Source organism: uncultured Azohydromonas sp. (genome assembly GCF_937926365.1).
Lineage (GTDB): Bacteria > Pseudomonadota > Gammaproteobacteria > Burkholderiales > Burkholderiaceae_C > Azohydromonas.
Window position 1 is genome coordinate 1 of sequence record NZ_CALAOH010000030.1, and the last position, 18,876, is coordinate 18,876.

An 18,876-nucleotide genomic window follows, 5' to 3' on the forward strand; every position below is an offset into this window, starting at 1 on the left:
CCGCCGGCGCCACCGCGCCGCGCGCACCGCCCGGCGCCGGCACCGACGGCAGCAGCTTCGTCTGTCCCGTCTCCAGCAACTCCAGGTAGGCCGGGAAGGCGGTCGCGAGCTCGGGCAGCGCGCCGTGGTCGCAGCCCGCGCGCCAGGCCGCCACGCCGGGCAGCATGGCGCTGCGGTCCAGCACGCGGCCGTCGCCCTCGTTGCGCGCGTCCCGGTACACCAGGCCCTCGTTGCCCATCTCGAAGCCATCGGGCGTGCCCGGCGCCGTGCCCAGCACCAGCAGCAGCCGGTCGGCGAAGCGCGGCAGCTCCTCGTCGCGCTGCTTGTCCAACCGCAGCCTCAACGCGACGGCCTGTTTCAGCACCGCGTCCGGCGGCGCACCCCAGCGGTAGACGTTGAGTTGCAGCAGGTCGTGGTGCCAGCTGTTGAACTCCTGCACCCGCCTCAAGTCCTCCTTGGCCAGCGCGGTCCAGGTGTCGGCCTGGTCCAGGCGCAGCTCGGGGTCGAGCAGGCCCATCTGCATCTGCATCAGGCCCGGGAAGCCGGCGAGCATCGCGCGCGCCTTGTCGTCCTGGAACGGCGCGCCGACGGCGGTGAGCGTGTTGCCGAAGGTGTCGTCGCCCGAGAGCACCTGCATCGGCGCCCAGGACCCGCCGTTGGGCGTGCCCAGCATCAGCAGCCGCGCGCCGGGGTGGCTCATCAACTGCTTCCAGACCTCCGGACAGCGCCACTGCATCGCCCGCGCCACCAGCCCGCCCATGGAGTGCGCCAGCAGCCGCACCGGCTCCCCGCTCTGCGCGCGCGCGTCCAGCGCCTCCTGCACCACGCCGCCCAGCCGCAACGCCTCCTCCTCGATGGGCTTGCGCCAGTCGAAGGAGAACTCGATGACCTCGTGCGTGCGCGAGAGGTAGCTCACCAGGTCGTCGTACACCAGGGACACCGGCCCGTCGGGCGCGACGCCATCGTCCACGCCGGGCTGGTACTTCAGGCGCAGCAGTCCGTTGACCAGCCGCCCGCTGAGCCACACGCGCTCGCCGTGGACCTTCAGGTTGCTGCCCGCGATGCCGGGCAGCAGCAGCACGGCGGGACGGGCCGTCTCGGGGCCGGAGCGCGCGGCCCGCGTGGCTGCGCGCACGCCGCCGGCGTCGCGCCCGGCCCACGACAGCGGCCCGATGGGCCGGAAGTCCGCGGGCCGCTCCTGCAGCAGTGCCTCGACGATGGCCCGCGCCGTGCCGCGGTTGCCGAAGTAGGCGAAATGCGACACCTCGCCCCCGCGGTCCAGCACGAAGGCCGCGCCATCGGCGCGCGGCGCGCCGCCGTACATGGAGCGCGTCTGCACCACCAGGTCGTTGTCGGTCCAGTAGAAGGCGTCGGCCATCAGCGTCTTGAGCCAGGACGTGATGGAGTCGCCCTCCATGTCGCCCGCCACCACGCGCAGCGAGCCGGCCAGCGGCGCGTCCGCGGCGTGCAGCCAGCGCACCAGCGCGCTGTCGGGCATCTGCGCCGCCAGGCCCGGGACCTTGTCGGCATCCAGCCCACGGCGCGCCACCTCGCGCAGCAGGCTCACCAGCTCCGGCGCCACCGGCAGGGCGGCCTTCTCCAGCAGCCAGCGCAGCACCGAGAGATAGGCATCGAGCCGCTTGGAAGCCAGCAGCGTGCCGCGCGCCGGGCAGGCCACGCGCACCACGCGCTCCACGCGCAGGCGCTTGTCCCGCACCAGCTCCACCAGCCTGGCCAGCGCCTCCACGTCCTCGGGCCGGGGTTGATCGGAGTTGCCCTCGTCGAGCCGCAGTGGCTTGCCGGAGGCGGCATGCGCGCACACGCGCGCCATCACCTCGGCCACCAGCCCGCCGCGCGAGTGCGTGAGCAGGTGCAGCGACGCGCCCGCGGGCAGGGCCTCGGCCAGGTCGCGCGCGTTCTGGATCGGGCTCTGGCCCAGCGTGGCGTGCTCCAGCGCGTAGACCCGGTCGCCGTAGCCGTCGAAGAGCTGCGCCACCAACTGCGGGTGCTTGCCCCAGAGATGCTTGAAGGTGCCGCAGGTGGTGGAGAAGGTGCCGTGGACGAGCACCAGCATCGGCGCGCCCGGCGCCGCCTCGGCCGCGAGGTCGAGCCGCGTGGTGCCGTCCAGGCTCTTCTCGTCCAGCGTGTCACGGTCCAGCCGGTGCAGCTCGGCCTTGGGCTTCTTGTCGAAATACGCCAGCAGCGCATCGACGGTGAGATCGGCCAGCTCGCCGCGGACGTCGATGCCCAGCAGCTTGAAGCCCGAGAGCACCACCTCGCCGAGGCCGAAGCCGCGCGCCGCGCCGCCCTGCCGCAACCCCTGCCAGCTTAGCTGTGCCGGCACGCCCAGCACCTCGTCGCCCCCGGGCCCGCGGCTGCGCACCGTGCCGGCCTGCGCGCGCAGCAGGTCGCGGGCGTTGGCGGGATGCAGCAGCAGCTCCGGACCGCCGGCGAGCTGCAGCAGCACCGCGTCCTGCCCCGGCTCGGCCTCGACGCTCACCATGGCGCCGTCGCCGCGTCGCGCGCTCACGCGCACCGCCTGCTTGACCACCCCCAGCGGCCCCGCCGCCGGGGCGGCTGCGCCCTCCCCACGGCGGGTGCTCCCGCCATCCTGCTCGCCCGGAACGTTGAACACGATGCCCATTTCGACCCCCCGCCGGCGCCAGCCGGCCGCTGACCATGGGTTCGGGCCGCGCTGCACGAGACGCAACCGGCACGGGGCGGCCCTGGAGTGCTGCGTGGAGGCCGCCCGGGCGGATCGTAGTGCGGGCCCATGCCGGGCTGGAGTGACTTGCGACAGCAGGCGGCACCCGCGCGAAGCCGGCATCGACGTCGGACTGGGCCAGCCCGCTCTCCGGCGAAGGCCCACCCTTGCTCGCTTAACATGCAGTAACAACCACGGGGGGTTGTGCAGTTGGATGCACCGGGCAGCCCCCACGCCCGCACCCTGTTTGTCCTCACCTCGAAAGGTCCGCCGCCGTGGACGCCGACCGCTTCAAGCAGCTCGTGGCCCGCCTGGAGCGCGAAAGCGCAGCCGCGCCCGGGCGCTACCGCGCCAAGGTCGCGGCGCTGACCGCACTGGGCTTCGGCATCCTGGCGCTGCTGTTCGCCACCGTCGGCTTCGGGCTGCTGGTGCTGGTGGGACTGGCCATGGGGTTGGCCTTCAGCGGCGGCGCGGCGCTGCTGTTGCTGGTCAAGCTCGGCAAGCTGCTGCTGCTCCTGGCCTTTCCGCTGTGGTTCTTCGTGCATGCCGGCGTGCGGGCCCTGTTCGTGCGGCTGCCGCGGCCGGAAGGCCGCGAGATCACGCGCGCCGAGGCGCCGGCGCTGTTCGAGGCGCTGGACGGCATGCGGCGCCGGCTCAAGGGCCCGCGCGTGCACCACGTGCTGGTCGTGGACGGCGTCAACGCCGCGGTGGTGCAGCGCCCGGCCCTGGGCATGATCGGATGGCCGCGCAACCACCTGCTGCTGGGCCTGCCGCTGCTCGAAGGCCTGTCCCCGGCCGAAGCGCTGGCCGTGGTGGGCCACGAGTACGGGCACCTGGCCGGCTCGCACGGGCAGTTCTCGGCCTTCATCTACCGGCAGCGCCACACCTGGAGCACGGTGGAGCAGTTCACGGAGCGGCTCCAGGGCCGGCTTGGGCGGATGGCGGCGCCGCTGGTGCGCTGGTACGCGCCCTACTTCAACGCCTACACCTTCGTGCTGGCGCGTGCCGACGAGTACCAGGCCGATGCCGCGGCGGCCACGCTGGTGGGTCCGGCCCACGTCGCGCACGCGCTCAAGCGCGTGAAGCTGCTCACGTCGTCGCACCAGCGCTTCATGCAGCAGGCCTTCGACCGCATGGACCACGACGCGGCGCCGCCGGCCGACCTGCTGCAGCGCTGGGCGGCCCAGGCCGGCGAGGCGCCTGTGCCCGCCGATGCCCGGCGCTGTCTGGACGACGCCCTGGACAGCGAAGGCCATTTCACCGACAGCCATCCGACGCTGCGCGCGCGGCTGTCGGCGCTGCAGTGCGATGCCGCGACCCTGCAGGAGCCCCCGCCGCCGCTGCTGGGCGACTCCGCCGCCCGCGCCTGGCTGGGTCCGCTGGCCGAGGCGCTGCGCCGCGAACTCCAGGCGCGCTGGGCCGAGGAGGTGATGCCCGCCTGGGCCGAGCGCCATGCCCATGCCCGGCAGTTGCGGCAGCGCCTGCGCGAGCTGCGGGCCCTGGACGCGCGCGACGCGGCGCAGCAGATCGAGCTGCTGCACCTGAGCCTGCGCCTGGAGCCCGAGGCGGACGTGCGCGAGGCGCTGTCCGCCTTCAACGCCGCGCACGCCGACCATCCGCTGGGCCTGTACCTCGAAGGCACAGCCCGCCTGAACCACGGCGAGCACGAGGGCCTGGCGCTGCTGGACCGCGCCATCGCGCTGGACCCCGAGGCGACGAAGCTGGTCTGCGAGCGGGCGCATGCCTTCCTGGCCGAGCGGCGCGAGCGCGAGGCCGCCGAGGCATGGGCGCGGCGCTGGCGCGAGCGCCATGCGCTGGAGCGGCTGCGCGAGCAGCAGTTGCGCACGCTGGACGCGGCGCACCCGCTGGCCCCGCACGGCCTGGAAGAGGAGAGGCTGGCGGCCGTGCGCACCCTGCTCGACGCCAAGGCGCGCGAGGACATCACCGAGGCCTGGCTGGCGCGCCGCGTCATCCCGGCCGATGCCACCGTGCTGCAACTGGTGCTGGGCGTGCGGCTGAGCTGGTGGGCGCGGCGCCGCGGCCGGCAGCGCGAGATCGTCAAGCGCCTCGCGGCCCTGGACTGGCCCGTGCCCCTCGTGGTGGTCACGCTGGACGGGCGCTACGCGGGCATGAGGAAGAAGCTCATGCAACTGGGACAGGCACGGGTGGGCTGAAGACGCCAGCGGTTGCGAGACGCCACGGCTGACGGCGCAGCGCGGACTTTCCACGGCGCCATGCCGGAACAGGGCATCCAGCGCCCCTGTGCATGCCGCTTGCCCCTCCTCCAGGCGCATCCGCGCTCAAGCCGGGCCCCGACGCGGCCCCGCTTGCCGCCGCCAACGCCAGAGGAAACATTTCATGAACAAGCTGGCATCCGTGCTCCTGTGGCCCGCCGTGGCCCTGCTGGGCGCCTTCTCCTTCGCCACGCTGGCGCTGCACCGCGGCGAGCCGGTCAACGCGGTGTGGCTGGTCACGGCAGGGCTGTGCGTCTACTTCATCGCCTACCGCTTCTATTCCAAGTTCATCGCCGACAAGGCGCTGCGCCTGGACGACGCGCGCCCCACGCCGGCCATGCGCCACAACGACGGGATGGACTACGTGCCCACCAACAAGTGGGTGCTCTACGGCCACCACTTCGCCGCCATCGCCGGCGCCGGGCCGCTGGTGGGACCGGTGCTGGCGGCGCAGATGGGCTACCTGCCCGGCACGCTGTGGATCCTCACCGGCGTGGTCATCGCCGGCGCGGTGCAGGACTTCATCGTGCTCTTCGCCTCGGTGCGCCGCGACGGCAAGTCGCTGGGCGAGATGATCAAGATGGAGCTCGGCCCCGTGGCCGGCACGCTGGCCTCCATCGGCGTGCTGGCGATCATGATCATCATCCTGGCGGTGCTGGCGCTGGTGGTGGTCAAGGCGCTCACGGGCAGCCCCTGGGGCCTGTTCACCATCGCCGCCACCATCCCCATCGCGCTGCTCATGGGGCTGTACATGCGCGTCATCCGCCCCGGGCGCGTGGGCGAGGCCTCGGCCTTCGGCGTGGTGCTGCTGCTGGCCTCCATCTTCCTCGGCCGCCTGGTGGCCGACAGCCCGACCTGGGGCCCGCTCTTCACGCTCACCGGAGAGCAGCTGGCCTGGGCGCTGATCATCTACGGCGCCGTCGCCGCGAGCCTGCCGGTGTGGCTGATGCTGGCGCCGCGCGACTACCTCAGCACCTTCCTCAAGATCGGCACCATCGTTGCGCTCGCACTGGGCATCTACTTCGTGGCGCCGCTGCTGTCCATGCCCAGCACCACGCGCTTCATCGACGGCACCGGCCCGGTGTTCAGCGGCAAGCTCTTCCCGTTCCTGTTCATCACCATCGCCTGCGGCGCCGTCTCCGGCTTCCACGCGCTCATCTCCTCGGGCACCACGCCCAAGATGATCGAGAAGGAATCGCACATGCGGCTCATCGGCTTCGGCGGCATGCTCACCGAGAGCTTCGTGGCGCTGATGGCGCTCACCGCGGCCTGCGTGCTGGACCCGGGCATCTACTTCGCGATGAACGCGCCCGCGGCCGTCATCGGCACCACGGCCGAGAACGCCGCGCGCGTGATCTCCGAATGGGGCTTCGTCATCACGCCCGACGTGCTGACGCAGACGGCCAAGGACATCGGCGAGAGCACCATCCTCTCGCGCGCCGGCGGCGCGCCCACGCTGGCGGTGGGCATGGCGCAGATCCTGGGCCAGGCCTTCGGCGGCAAGGCGATGGAGGCGTTCTGGTACCACTTCGCCATCCTGTTCGAGGCGCTGTTCATCCTCACCGCGGTGGACGCCGGCACGCGCGTGGGCCGCTTCATGATCCAGGACATGCTGGGCCACGTGTACAAGCCCTTCGGCAACACCGAGAACCTGCCGGCCAACCTTGTGGCCACCGCGGCCTGCGTGGCGCTGTGGGGCTACTTCCTGTACCAGGGCGTGGTCGATCCGCTGGGCGGCATCAACACGCTGTGGCAGCTCTTCGGCGTGGGCAACCAGATGCTCGCCGGCATCGCGCTGCTGCTGTGCACCAGCGTGCTGGTGAAGATGAAGCGCGAGCGCTATGTGTGGATCACGCTGGTGCCCACGGCGTGGCTGCTCGTCACCACGCTCACGGCCGGGGTGCAGAAGATCTTCCATCCCTCGCCCAGCATCGGCTTCCTGGCCCTGGCCAACAGGTTCAGCGACGCGGCGGCGCAGGGCACGGTGCTGGCGCCGGCCAAGACCATCGAGGAGATGCAGCGCGTGGCCTTCAACAACTACCTCGACGCCGCGGTGTGCGGCTTCTTCGTGCTGCTGGTGGTGGCGATGTGCTTCTTCGCGCTGCGCATCTGCGCCAAGGCGCTCAAGCAGGCCAAGCCCACCGCGCACGAGATCCCGCCCGCGGCCACGCGCCAGGCACCGGTATGAGCACGCAACCTGAACGCGCGCCAGCGCCGGTGGCGGACGAGGCCGCGGACGCCGGCGGCAGCGGCTGGGCCGCGCGCTGGCGCAGCGTCTGCGGCGGCTGCCGCCAGCTCTTCGGCATCCCCGACTACGAGCGCTACCTGGCGCACGCCGCCGCGCGCCACCCCGGCGCGCCGGTGCTCTCGCGCGAGGAGTTCAGCAAGCGCGCCATCGACCGGCGCTATGGGGGCGGGGGCGGGATGCGGTGCTGTTGACTCAATCAAGCCCCAACTCAGTTGGAGCAGGTGCATTCAGCCCGTGAACGCCAAATCCTTTTTCAACAGCAGCAGCATCGGTGCTCGGTGGAATGCCGACGCTGTCTCGAAGGCATTCGACAAGGAAACACCTTTTGATAAGCACTCGTAAATGCTCTCGACCCACGAAAGCATGCACTCAGTATTGATCCGGTTGGTGGCTGCAATCATGTTGGTCAATCTCGCCAGTTTCGCGGCCAAGACGAGAGAATCACAAGTCGCAAGAATGACCAGTTTTGCTTCTGTAAGCTCGATGAATTTGAAGAAACCTTCAGCCGGCAGCACATCAGCCTTACCCCCTGCGGGGACGACCCCATGTTCATCAGCGTCACCCAGATGCACTGCTCCGCTCCTTGGATCAACATAGGCGGCAAAATGAACCACATCAAATTTCTTATTCAAACATTTTTCCAGTTTCGGCAACGTCGCATCATGCACCTCCGTCATCTCTGCCCCGATTTTTTCCATCTTTGTCCTTATCAAGGCCACATCGTCGTCGAAATCCAGTTGATGGAATCCGCGCGAACAGGCACAAAGAATGCTCGGCTTGCTGTAGGTTTCCACCGAAGGCTGCACAAGGCGATCCTGTCGGATGCCGTGCTTCTGAATCGCCTTGATGAGTTCGAAGCATGCGGGGCCCATCGCAGCCTCAATGGACTCCGTATTCGTCTCAAAGCTGATGCTGGCCACACCAAGTAGGTCGGAAGGCAATCTCAGGCCTTTTTCGTTCGCCGGAACCACAAAAAAAGCCCTATCGCGCCCGAGCTTACCCATAAAAAGCCCTAGTTCGAACAGCACGTTGTCGCGAACTGCCGTGTAATCTTTGCCCCGAATTTTTAGAAGATCATCCGGAGAAAATACAAATACGCCAAAGTCAGACTCAGCCAGTTCATTCAACAGGCTCTCCAGATAACCCCTGTTCATTTTGAAGACGCCTTGATTCCACACCTTGACTTGCGCATGGGTCCAGAGTCCATTCTGCAATGCAAGCGCATTCATATTATTTTCAGTCGAGGAACCAATAAAGACATTTGGCTTCACAATATGCTCCTTTCCTTTGAAAGGCCGCAGCGGCCTCAATGCACACCCTTGACGCGCTTCTCCATGCGCGCAAGCCAGCCTCTCACCTTTCAGATAAGAGGCCAATTAGTGCGATAACCAGTAAGTGTGTGAATCCACCAAGGGGGCTACAACACGCCTACGGTAGCCATGCCGTCATGGATTCGCTGAGTTGTGGTTGATATCGGAGCCCACGCCGCCCGCCTCTCAGTTCAGTAAGAGCCTCAGGGCTGTGTGTCGTCCCTCACCGCCGCGCCGATGGCCTCGCGCCACCAGGCCGCATCCACCCGCTCCGGCCAGTCGTTGTGGCCGCATCCTTCCATCACCAGCAGCCGCTTGCGCCCGCCCAGCGCCGCGTACAGCGTCTGGCCCAGGCGCGCCGGCACGATGCGGTCTTGCTCGGCCACGGCCACGACCACCGGGCGGTCGAAACCTGCGAGGTAGGCCGCGCTGTCGTAGTCGTCGCGCAGCAGCCAGCGCACCGGCAGCCACGGGTAATGGATCGCGCCCACGTTCGCCAGCCGGTCCCAGGGCGTGATGAGCAGCAGGCCGCCGACGCGCTCGCGCTGCCCCGCCGCCGCGCCGGCGGCCACGGCTGCACCCAGCGATTCGCCGACCACCAGCAGCGGCCCCGGCCAGGCCTGGTGCGCCAGCGCCAGCGTCTGCCGGGCATCGGCCACCAGGCGGGCTTCGCCGGGCGTGCCGCCGCGGGGCCCGTAGCCGGGATGCTCGGCCAGCAGCACGCGCCAGCCCTGTGGCAGCAGCGCGTGCGCGTAGAAGGCCCGGTGGCCGGCATGCCCGGCGTTGCCGTGGAATACCACGACCGTGCCGCGGGCAGCGCCGGGCGGTTCCGCCACGAGGCCCCGGAAATCCCGCGCCGAGGGCCAGGCCCGCAGCCCGCCGCCGGCCAGCTGCCCGATGGGCGCGCGCTCCGGGAAATACAGCAGCCGGTCCTGCCAGCGCCAGATCGCCGCCAGGAACAGCAGCATGGCGACGGCCAGCAACAGCAGCGTGGTCACGAGCGTCCTCCCGAGCATGCCTAGGTTGTAACGCGCCGCGCTTGGCCCGCGACCGTTCGTGTCCCGCTCGCCACGGCCGCCAAAGCGTCTTGACGCTGGCGCTCGGGCCATGCTGCAATGCAGCAATCAGTAAGGCGTTGTAACGCAAGCCGCACGCCGCCATTGAAGTCAGGCGTGCGCCTGCGCTTCGAAACCGGCCGTTCCCCTGGCCGATGAATCCCCTGGAGGCAACCATGCTCGATCCCTTGGCCGCGCCGCCGGCCACTCCGCTGCCCAGCTTCAATGCCGACCTGAGCCAGAGCTCGGTGTCCGGGCTGTCGTCCGGGGCGTTCATGACGGTGCAGCTGCACGTGGCGCACTCGTCGTTGTTCGTGGGCGCGGGCGTGGTGGCCGGTGGCCCCTACCGCTGTGTCGAGACCTTCCGCGCCTCCTCGCTGATCGCCGAGGACGCCTACGTGCAGAACGCGCTGTTCATCTGCATGAACCCGCTGATCCCCGAGGTCGGCCCCAATCCCGAGCGGCTGGTGAAGCTGGCCCGGGAAACCGAGGCACAGGGCCTGATCGACCCGCTCAAGCACCTGGCCGGGCAGAAGCTCTACATCTTCACCGGCAGCGAGGACAAGGTCGTGGACTCCTCGGTGGTGCGCACCACGCGCCAGTTCTACGAGCTGCTGGGCGTGGCGCCCAAGGACATCCAGTTCGTGGACGACGTGCCCGCGGGCCATGCGCTGCTCACCAGCAACGACGAGGACAACCCGCTGGGCGTCAACGCCCCGCCCTACATCAACAACTGGGGACGGATGCAGAGCTGGGACATCCTGCGCCACATCTACGGTCCGCTGAAGCCGCCCTCGGAGCGGCTGAGCGGGCGCATCGTGCGCTTCGACCAGCGCGAGTTCTTCGGCGGCGAGGCGCGCGCCAGCATGGCGCCCTACGGCTACGCCTATGTGCCCAAGGCGGTGGAGGACGGCGCCCCCTGCCGCATCCACGTCGCGCTGCACGGCTGCACCCAGGGCTACAGCTACGTCACGCGCAATTCGGGCAAGGCCGACACCGCCACCGAGCCGCCCTACGGCAACCGCTACTACACGACCACCGGCTACAACGAGATCGCCGACAGCAACAACATCGTGGTGCTGTACCCGCAGGCCCAGGGCATGGACGACGCCGAGGTCCAGAACCCCGACGGCTGCTGGGACTGGTTCGGCTACAGCTGCCCCAACGTCCAGGCGCCGGACTACTACTCGCAGAACGCCATCCAGATCCGCGCCATCCACGCGATGCTGATGCGCCTGGGCGGCAAGGCTCCGGCCGCGAAAGCGGGCCGCTCCAAGACCACGGCCGTGGCGGCATGAGGCCGGCGCTCCCCGGAACCCTTTAGCGAGACCCAGCGATGCCGATTTCCCAATCCCTGATGATGAAAGCCACGGGCTCGCGGCCCGACGACTGGCTCAAGGCGCAGGTGCAGCTGGCCAAGGCCGCGCTGCCCGATGCCGGCAACCCCAAGCGGGTGCCGCTGACGCTGGTGCCGCTGGCGCGGCTGCAGTCGCTGCAGGCGCTGCTGACCCACGGCGCCAGCAGCGCCACGACCCAGGCCACGCAGGCCGCGGCCGCGCTGCCGTCGCTGGCCACCGACCCGGACACGCTGCGGGAGGCCTGGGCCCTGGCCGGCGCCGCGGTGCAGCAATGGTGGTCGTTGCAGGCGCAATGGCTGGAGCAGTGGACCGCGCTGGGCCAGGAGATGGGCCAGCTGCGCAAGGTCAACACCGTCTCCAAATACGTGGGCCAGGAGATGGACCTGGTCAAGCAGGCCCAGACCCTGATCAGCGACCAGACCACCGGCGCGGTGCAGCTCTACGAGAACATCGTGGTCAACACCTCGTACTGGCTGAGCCAGAAGGTGAAGGGCTGAGGCGGGGCCGGACGGCGCTCAGGGCCCCGCCTCCAGCACCAGGTCCACGACCACGCCCGCGTGGTCCGAGGGCCAGAGGCCGCCGGCCGTGCGGTCGCCGGGGCGGCCGCCCACCACGGCCGCGGCGCGGGCCTGCACCGCGCCGCGCAGCCACACCAGGTCCGTGCGGCGCGAGAGCTGCACATCCTCGTTGTCCATCGACGGCGCCTGGCAGCAGGTGGCGCCGGGCTGGCCCGGCACCGCCTGCGCCCAGGCGTCGCGGTAGCCGGCGACCAGGAAGTCCACGTAGCGGTCGTCCGGCGGCGGCGGCACGGCATGCGCGTGCGCGGCCAGCGCCAACACCACCGGCAGCGGGCTGGCGTCGGCCAGGGCGCGCAGCAGCTCGCCGTCCTGGCGCCGCTCCTGCGGCATGAAGGGGTCCAGGTGCGCCATCTGCGCGCCCATGAAACGCAGCCAGCGGCCCTGCACCTGCGCGTCCACCGCCACCCAGGCCCGCCCGCCGGGATAGACCCCCAGCTGCGCCACCCCGGCGGCCCCGGCGCGCGGCGCGTCGCCCGGCGCATCGAGCCGGCCCGATTGCGGATGGGACCAGCCGAAGCGGCCCGGCGGCAGGTCCGCGCGCGCCAGGATCACGTTGCGGTTGAGCACCTGCGCGCAGCGCCACCCACCCGCGCCCAGGTCCGCCGGCAGCGGCGGCATGCTGAACTGCGCCACCTGCGCCGCCACGCGGTAGGACGTGCCCAGGCCGCGCAGCGCGCGTTGCAGCGCAGCGAGCATGTCGATCTCGGCCTTCATCGGGCCGCAGCGCATGTTCCCCGCCATCGGGCCGGTGGACCAGCGCACCACGTCGTGCAGGCTCACCAGCGCCGGCGCCGCGCGGGCGATCTGCCAGGCCACCGCGCGCATGCGCTCATGGGGCCGCGTGGCGCGCACCTCGCGCAGCACCTGGCCGGCGCCGGCGGCGAAGCCCGGGGCGTCGATGGCGAAGTACAGCGGCTGGTAGTCGGTGCCTTCGCCCAGGTCCCAGCTCATCACGCGCAGCGGAGCCTCGGTTTCGGGTCGCGGCTGGGCATGGGCGGGGGACGCGGCCAGGACGGCCGCCAGGAACGGGATGGAGACGGCGAGCCGGGCAGCCCGGCCGGCGGCCCGCTCGGCCCGCGTCCGGTGGCTAGGGAGCATGGCAATTCCTTTCACGCGCTCCGCCGCCGCGCAACCCGCGCACCGGCGCGGCGCGCCGGCATGGTGCCTGGATGCCGGCACCCGCCACCTTGAGCAACGTCAAGCGCGACGGCCTTGGCCCCGGCGCCGCCCCCTCATCGCCGCCCCCAGCACGCCCAGCCCTGCCAGCATCGTCGCCACGGCCTGCGCCTCGGGCACCGGTGTGGCGATGAAGGCGTGGGTGCGCCCGTCGGCCAGCCGCCCATCGCCCAGCAGCTGGCCGCGGTCGTTGATGGCGCTGACGTACTCCAGCCAGTCCCAGCGCGCGTTCGCCTCGGGCGTGAGCATCTTGCTGACGCTCAAGCGCTGGCCGTCGTGGAACACCAGCGCCGAGAACTCGTACTCATCCCATTGCACCTCGAACACGCTGTACCCGGCAGCCCAGTCGTGCTCGTTGATGTCGCGCGCGAAGGTGCCGTAGCCCAGGTCGAAGCGCGTGCCGCCGACGTACAGCGTCGAGCCATATTCGCCCCAGTTGTGGTCGTCCCAGCTCACGATGGTGCTGCCGGCATTGTTGATTTCCGTGGCCCGGTAAGCGCCGGTCCACTCGAACAGGATCGGCTCGGGCAGCGTCTGCACTTGGCCGTCGCGCAGCAGGTAGCCCCGCTCCTCCAGCCACTGGTCGCCGGCACGGCTGAGCCCGCCGGCGATCACGCCCCGGTCATTGATCGCCAGTGCGCTGGCCGCCGTCGTGCCCGGGATATCGAGGTAGCGTGAACGCGTGCCGTCCCACACGAAGGCGCGGCCGTCGGCCTCGCCGACGACATGGCCCGACTCGTTGATGTCATGGGCCTCGCCGGCGCTGGCCCCCAGCCCCGCAAGCGGGTCGATGAAACGACCGTCGCGCCAGACGAAGGGCAGGCGGCGGCCATCGTCCATCAGCCGCGTGCCCGCCACCTCGCCGCGCTCGTTGAGCGTCAGCGTGCCGAAGCCCCAGGCGCCCAGGTCGTGCAACCGGCCGCCGCGCCAGAGGTAGCTGCGCTCGCTGTCCCGGTCCACCAGCGTGAAGTCGCCCTGGTTGTTGAGCGATTGCACCCAGATGTTCTCCAGGCCGGTCAGCTCGTTCAGATCCTGCAGCCGGTAGCGCAGCTCCGCCGCCAGCGCGCCAACACAGGTTCCAGCTGCCAGCGTGGCCGCCACCACGCCATGAACAAGACGCTGCATGAAAGCCTCCTCGTAGCCGGGCCCCCATGGGCCCGCGAGACGGCATTGGCGCAAGGCTCCCGCGCCGCGAAGCTTGGCTGAACGTAGGCGCTGCAACCGGACGTACCGGCGGCACCGGCCGAAGGTCACGATCCTGCCCGCCGGCACCGCCGTGGCGGCCAGCCGCTCAACCCAGCTTGATGATTCTCGCCTGCGAGGGCACCAGCCGCTTGGCGTCCGCCGGGGCCTGCGCGTTGCGCTGGAACACGAACAGCATGTAGTAGCCAGGCGGCATCTCGGTGGCGCTGTCCGGGGCGGTCACGGTCAGCGTCTGGCCGTCCTGCTTGAATTCCAGCGCCCTGGCCCGCTGCTCGCTGGCGAAGGAGTGCGTCGAGGAGCCGGTGCGCACCAGCATCACCCGCTCGATGGCCGTGGCGCTGCCCAGCGACACCTGCAGGCTGCCCGACCAATTCACTACCTGCGACGACAGCCCGGTGATTACCGGTCGGGCTGCGAGGCTGCCGTCCGGGTTGAACAGGTAGGGCGGGAAATACACCTCGCCGTTGAGATGGCGCACCGGCCCGGGCGAGCCGCCGCCGCCAGTGAGCACCGCGCCGCTGGGCAGCAGCAGCGAGCTGTTGTGATAGAGGCGCGGCTTCTGGGCCGAGGCGGTCAGGGTCCACTTCCCCGTGGCCGGGTCCCACAGTTCGGACGTGTACACCGCGTCGGCATTGACGTTGGCGCCCACCGAGCCGCCGTTGACCCATACCGTGCCGTCCGCCAGCACCGTGCCGAAGCCCCACTTGCGCCACGCGCTCAACGGCTCGGTGCGGGTGACCACGGGCTGCGCGCCGTTGATGTCCACCAGCGAGGCAACCGCGTTGTTGCGTAGCGAAAGGATCTTGCCGGGTGCGTACATCACCGCGGGCAGGTTCCAGTTCGCGCCCGGCAGCTTGCCCTCGAGCTTCGTCAGCGTGCCGTCGCCGGCGGTATCCAGCGTGTAGAAATTGCCCTCATGCGTGATGGTCAGGATCCGGCCATCGGGCGCCAGCCAGGATTTTGGATACCACCAGTTGTTGCCGTTGGTCACGCCGAAGGCTTCGCCGCTTTCCGCGCCGGGCAGCGCACGCCAGCCCGTGCCGGGCACATAGATTTCAGGCGTCGTGGAATAACTGACGGCGGTCCCCGGGGTGTTTTTATTGCCGGCGAAATACAGGTTGTCACGCCCGCCCAGCACCACCACTTCGCCCTTGTCGGTGGTTACCGCAGTACCATACCAGCGCCTGTAGGCCATGGACGCGGAATCTCGGCGCACGGAATTGTTGGACGGGTTGAAGAAATTCACGTCGGCGGTGGCGTAATTTCGCTTTCCGTTGACGGTGCGGTCGCCGCCAGCCAGCAGCACCTCGCCCGAAGAGGGCAGCACGAGCTGGGTGCTGCAGAACAGGTCCGTCCCGGTGCTGTGGGACAGCAACTGGAAGGGCGAACTGTCCGCGCCCAGCAGCGTGGGGTTCCAGTTCGGGTCCCACACCGCGTAGTGGAACTGCGCGCCCTGCACGCCCTTGTCGTCGGTGCCGTAGGCCAGCACCCGGCCGTCGGGCAGCAACACCATGTGGATCGGCATCACCGGCCAAGAGAAGGCAGGGCCGAACACGCCGGCCGTGTAAGCCTGCGGCGTGACGTCCCGAGGCTTGTAGATGGTCATCAGCTCGCCGCTGGCGGCCAACTCCGTCAGTACATCGGTGAGAAGGCCCGCCGTGGTCACGGGGCCGACGCCCAAATCCACAGGGGCGTCCGTGTCGTCTTCGCTGACATCGGGATTGGAGGGCATCGGCGTTCCGCCGTTGCTGCCGCTGTCCGTGGCCGGGGGCGGGGGCGGCGCGGGGACAGAGGCTGGCGTGCCGCCTCCACCACCGCCGCCACAAGCAGTCAGCGCAAACAAAAACAATATCGACAGCGCGCGGCGGGGAAATGCGGATGCCGGCGAATCATGGGGCTTGACATAAGTCATGAACTGAACATCTGAAATGGCGATGGACGAACTGCAGCCTGTTTTCAGACTGCGGCGTGTCCCTACCTTGCGCAGCATCCACCCCCGCCGACACCCCATGATCCCACGTGGATTGTGGCCGCATGTTAATCATGATTCTTCAAGTAATTAGACCAGTTGATCCATATCGCGCTCGAATATCCGGATTTGCGTCCTGATTTTCAGGATGCGAAAGCACGGCCAAATCCCGCCGGGATGCCATTCGTTACCCGGTACCATCCGCGCCTTGTTCCTCAATTCACTGCCGAAGCTGCCATGCCGTCCGTACCCCCGTCGTCCGTTGCGACCTTGCCGAGCGAGGGAGCCCATCCGGGCGGCCCCTGGAAAATCGCGGTCATGGGCGCCGGCGCCGTGGGCTGCTACTACGGCGCGCTGCTGGCGCGCGCCGGGCACGAGGTGGTGCTGATCGGCCGTCCGGCGCACGTACAGGCCGTGCAGCGCGAGGGCCTGCGGCTGCAGAAGCAGGGGCTGGACGAGCGGCTGCGCGTGGCGGCCAGCACCGAGGCCGCGGCGGCGCGGGGCGCGTCGCTGGTGCTGTTCTGCGTCAAGTCCACCGACACCGAGAGCGCCGCCGCGCAGTTGCGTCCGCACCTGGCGCCGGGCGCGCTGCTGCTGTCGATGCAGAACGGCGTGGACAACGCCGAGCGGCTGCGCGCGGCGCTGCCGAACCACGCGGTGGCCGCCACGGTGGTGTACGTCGCCACCGAGATGGCGGGCCCCGGCCACGTGCGCCACCACGGGCGCGGCGAACTGGTCATGGAGCCCTGCGCCGGCGCCGAGGCCGTGGCGCAACTGCTCACGGCGGCGGGCGCGCCCACCGAGGTCTCCGGCAACGTGCGCGGCGCGCTGTGGGCCAAGCTGATCCTGAACTGCGCCTACAACGCGCTGTCGGCCATCACGCAACTGCCCTACGGCCGGCTGGTGCAGGGCCCGGGCGTGACGGAGGTGATGGCCGACGTGGTGGCCGAGTGCCTGGCCGTGGCGCGGGCCGACGGCGTGCAGGTCAGCGGCGACGTGCCGGCCGCGGTGCGCCGCATCGCCGAGACCATGCCGGCGCAGAGTTCCTCCACGGCACAGGACCTCGCGCGGGGCAAGCGCAGCGAGATCGACCACCTCAACGGCTACGTGCTGCGCCGCGGCCAGGCCCTGGGCATCGCCACGCCGGCCAACCGCGTGCTGCACGCGCTGGTGCGGCTGCTGGAGGACAAGGCGGCGCAGGGCGGCACGCCGGCCTGAGCTCTTCCCCGTTCGTCCTCAAGCCCTTGGGCAAGGTCGGCCCGAACGGGACCCTTGCGCAGGGTGGCGACACATCACCCCACCACCCCGCTCGCCTCGCGGCTCTCGTCCTCCCCCGCCGCCAGCGCGAACTCCACCCGGTTGCGTCCCTTCTCCTTGGCGCGGTAGAGCGCGCGGTCGGCGCTGCGCTGCAGCGTGCGCACGTCCTGCGCGTCCCTGGGGAACACCGCCGCGCCCAGCGAGGCCGTCACGCTGAAGGCCGCGCCGGCGTGCGTCGTCACCACCATCGCTTCCACGCTGCAGCGCCAGAACTCGGCGCGCTCGCGCAGCGCGGGCTCCTGCAGCCCAGGCAGCAACAGCAGGAACTCCTCGCCGCCGTAGCGGCAGGCGATGTCGCCCTCGCGGCAGAGCTGGCGCAGCAGCCGCCCCAGGTGCCGCAGCAGCTCGTCGCCGCCGGCATGGCCGTAGGTGTCGTTGATGCGCTTGAAGTGGTCCACGTCCAGCATCACCAGCGCCAGCGGATAGCCCCCGCGCCGCGCCCGCGCCAGCTCGTGCTCCAGCGTCTCGTCCATGTAGCGGCGGTTGAACAGGCCCGTGAGCGGGTCGCGCAGCGCCTGCTCCTGCAGCCGCGACTGCAGCCCCTCGATCTCGCACACCCGCGCCTGCAGCGCCGCGTGCGCCTCGCGCAGCGCCTGCTCGCGCTGGCTCAGACGCCGGTTGAGCCGGCGCAGGTGCCCGACGGTCAGCCCCAGCACCACCGTGGCCGCCACGAACAGCGCCAGCGCCGCCACCAACTGCGTGCGATCCGGCCGCTCCTCGGGGTCGTAGAGGAATCCGTCGAGCCGGGCGCTGTCGAGCATGCCCAGCTCCTGGTAGGTCTCGGCAATGTGGCGCCAGCGCCCGAGGTTCATGTGGCCGATCTCCACCAGCTCCGGCTGCATCAGGCGCTGCATCTCCCCCGCCTCGAACAGCAGGTGCTCGCGGCTGTGGCGCTGGCCCCAGCGCGCGTGGATGGCCTCCGCCATCTCCCGCGGATGCGCCATGGCGTACTGCCAGCCCCGCAGGCTGGCCTCGCGGAAGGCCTTCACGCGCTGCGGATGGCGGCGGATCTCCTCCTCGGTCGTGAAGAGGTTGTCGCCGTAGAAATCGACGCCGGCCGAGCGCGGCGTGAGCACGGTGTGCGGCTGGCCCGAGGCGCGCACTTCGAACAGCTCGTCGGTGGAGTAGGCCGAGATGGCGTCCACCCGCCCGGCCAGCAGGTCCGCTGCGCTGAAGCTGTGCGGCACCAGTTGCAGCCGCCGCGGGTGCACGCCTTCCTTGTGCAGGTAAGCGAAGAGTTCATCACCTTGCTGCTCCTGCATCACCCGCTTGCCCACGAGCTCGTGCACGTGGTCGATGTCGCCGCGCGCGATGTACACGTAGGGCGAGTGCTGCAGGATCACCGCCAGCACCACCACCGGCTTGCCCTGGCTGCGCAGCAGCACCAGGTTGGAATGGCCCACGCCGTACTGCGCCCGGCCCTGCAGCACCTGCGCCACCGTGTCCTGGTCGGGCTCGGCCTCGACGATGCGCACGTCCAGCCCGGCGCGCCGGTAGTAGCCCTGCTCCAGCGCCGCGTAGTAGCCGGCGAACTGGAACTGGTGCCTCCACTTGAGCTGCAGCGTGACCTGCTCCAGCGCCCAGGACTGCAGCGGCAGCACGCCGCCGCACAGCAGGAGGAGCCGGGCCAGCAGGCCGCGCGACGTCATCGACACCCGCCTTCCGCCCGGACTCCGCCGCGCGCCCCGGCCACGGCCAGGCACCCGGTGGAGGACGGCAGGCTC

12 protein-coding genes and 1 pseudogene are annotated in these 18,876 nt (G+C 70.2%); 6 read left to right on the forward strand and 7 right to left on the reverse strand.

The features are described 5' to 3' along the window. Positions 1-2,635, reverse strand: a pseudogene (locus Q0741_RS02910) (hypothetical protein); the annotation flags it as partial. 344 nt (positions 2,636-2,979) lie between these two features. Here Q0741_RS02910 and Q0741_RS02915 point away from each other — a divergent pair. From Q0741_RS02915 to Q0741_RS02925, 3 genes are all read left to right on the forward strand, one after another. Beyond that, positions 2,980-4,878 (forward strand): M48 family metallopeptidase, encoded by a 1,899-nt coding sequence (locus Q0741_RS02915; protein ID WP_298231697.1) that lies wholly within the window; start codon positions 2,980-2,982, stop codon positions 4,876-4,878. 184 nt (positions 4,879-5,062) lie between these two features. Further along, complete coding sequence (locus Q0741_RS02920) at positions 5,063-7,126, forward strand: carbon starvation CstA family protein (protein WP_298231698.1); 2,064 nt, start codon at positions 5,063-5,065, stop codon at positions 7,124-7,126. Continuing rightward, positions 7,123-7,377 (forward strand): YbdD/YjiX family protein, encoded by a 255-nt coding sequence (locus tag Q0741_RS02925; RefSeq protein ID WP_298231699.1) that lies wholly within the window; start codon positions 7,123-7,125, stop codon positions 7,375-7,377. The genes Q0741_RS02920 and Q0741_RS02925 overlap by 4 nt, the downstream gene beginning before the upstream one ends. A 36-nt stretch (positions 7,378-7,413) precedes the next feature. Here Q0741_RS02925 and Q0741_RS02930 read toward each other — a convergent pair whose 3' ends face one another. Further along, positions 7,414-8,457: a TIR domain-containing protein gene (locus Q0741_RS02930; RefSeq protein WP_298231700.1), complete on the reverse strand. Its 1,044-nt coding sequence runs from the start codon at positions 8,455-8,457 to the stop codon at positions 7,414-7,416. 242 nt (positions 8,458-8,699) lie between these two features. Continuing rightward, entirely contained in the window at positions 8,700-9,464 is a 765-nt protein-coding gene (locus tag Q0741_RS02935) for an alpha/beta fold hydrolase (RefSeq protein WP_298231722.1), read from the reverse strand. 263 nt (positions 9,465-9,727) lie between these two features. Here Q0741_RS02935 and Q0741_RS02940 point away from each other — a divergent pair, with 263 nt between their 5' ends. Beyond that, positions 9,728-10,849 carry a poly(3-hydroxybutyrate) depolymerase gene (locus Q0741_RS02940; protein WP_298231701.1) on the forward strand — a complete coding sequence of 374 codons (1,122 nt, stop codon included), beginning with the start codon at positions 9,728-9,730 and terminating at the stop codon, positions 10,847-10,849. Positions 10,850-10,887: 38 nt separating this feature from the next. Further along, positions 10,888-11,406: a hypothetical protein gene (locus Q0741_RS02945; RefSeq protein WP_298231702.1), complete on the forward strand. Its 519-nt coding sequence runs from the start codon at positions 10,888-10,890 to the stop codon at positions 11,404-11,406. 18 nt (positions 11,407-11,424) lie between these two features. On the opposite strand, the gene Q0741_RS02950 is transcribed toward Q0741_RS02945, so the two are convergent. From Q0741_RS02950 to Q0741_RS02960, 3 genes are all read right to left on the reverse strand, one after another. Continuing rightward, positions 11,425-12,585, reverse strand: a complete 1,161-nt coding sequence (locus Q0741_RS02950) for a hypothetical protein (protein ID WP_298231703.1) — start codon at positions 12,583-12,585, stop codon at positions 11,425-11,427. 99 nt (positions 12,586-12,684) lie between these two features. Beyond that, a complete protein-coding gene (locus Q0741_RS02955) occupies positions 12,685-13,788 on the reverse strand; it encodes a hypothetical protein (protein ID WP_298231704.1) in 1,104 nt (367 codons plus the stop codon). 166 nt (positions 13,789-13,954) lie between these two features. Continuing rightward, positions 13,955-15,856: a galactose oxidase-like domain-containing protein gene (locus Q0741_RS02960; protein ID WP_298231705.1), complete on the reverse strand. Its 1,902-nt coding sequence runs from the start codon at positions 15,854-15,856 to the stop codon at positions 13,955-13,957. 297 nt (positions 15,857-16,153) lie between these two features. Here Q0741_RS02960 and Q0741_RS02965 point away from each other — a divergent pair, with 297 nt between their 5' ends. Next, positions 16,154-17,053 carry a 2-dehydropantoate 2-reductase gene (locus Q0741_RS02965; protein WP_298231706.1) on the forward strand — a complete coding sequence of 300 codons (900 nt, stop codon included), beginning with the start codon at positions 16,154-16,156 and terminating at the stop codon, positions 17,051-17,053. Positions 17,054-17,127: 74 nt separating this feature from the next. Here Q0741_RS02965 and Q0741_RS02970 read toward each other — a convergent pair whose 3' ends face one another. Continuing rightward, a complete protein-coding gene (locus Q0741_RS02970; RefSeq protein WP_298231707.1) occupies positions 17,128-18,801 on the reverse strand; it encodes a GGDEF domain-containing protein in 1,674 nt (557 codons plus the stop codon). Positions 18,802-18,876 lie beyond the last annotated feature (75 nt).

Excerpts from the sequence above, each read along its gene's own strand:
- Q0741_RS02970 (WP_298231707.1), bottom strand. The coding sequence starts at position 18,801 with ATGACGTCGCGCGGCCTGCTGGCCCGGCTCCTCCTGCTGTGCGGCGGC.
- Q0741_RS02940 (WP_298231701.1), top strand. The coding sequence starts at position 9,728 with ATGCTCGATCCCTTGGCCGCGCCGCCGGCCACTCCGCTGCCCAGCTTC.
- Q0741_RS02925 (WP_298231699.1), top strand. The coding sequence starts at position 7,123 with ATGAGCACGCAACCTGAACGCGCGCCAGCGCCGGTGGCGGACGAGGCC.
- Q0741_RS02960 (WP_298231705.1), bottom strand. The coding sequence starts at position 15,856 with ATGCTGCGCAAGGTAGGGACACGCCGCAGTCTGAAAACAGGCTGCAGT.
- Q0741_RS02950 (WP_298231703.1), bottom strand. The coding sequence starts at position 12,585 with ATGCTCCCTAGCCACCGGACGCGGGCCGAGCGGGCCGCCGGCCGGGCT.
- Q0741_RS02955 (WP_298231704.1), bottom strand. The coding sequence starts at position 13,788 with ATGCAGCGTCTTGTTCATGGCGTGGTGGCGGCCACGCTGGCAGCTGGA.
- Q0741_RS02935 (WP_298231722.1), bottom strand. The coding sequence starts at position 9,464 with ATGCTGCTGTTCCTGGCGGCGATCTGGCGCTGGCAGGACCGGCTGCTG.
- Q0741_RS02945 (WP_298231702.1), top strand. The coding sequence starts at position 10,888 with ATGCCGATTTCCCAATCCCTGATGATGAAAGCCACGGGCTCGCGGCCC.
- Q0741_RS02920 (WP_298231698.1), top strand. The coding sequence starts at position 5,063 with ATGAACAAGCTGGCATCCGTGCTCCTGTGGCCCGCCGTGGCCCTGCTG.
- Q0741_RS02965 (WP_298231706.1), top strand. The coding sequence starts at position 16,154 with ATGGGCGCCGGCGCCGTGGGCTGCTACTACGGCGCGCTGCTGGCGCGC.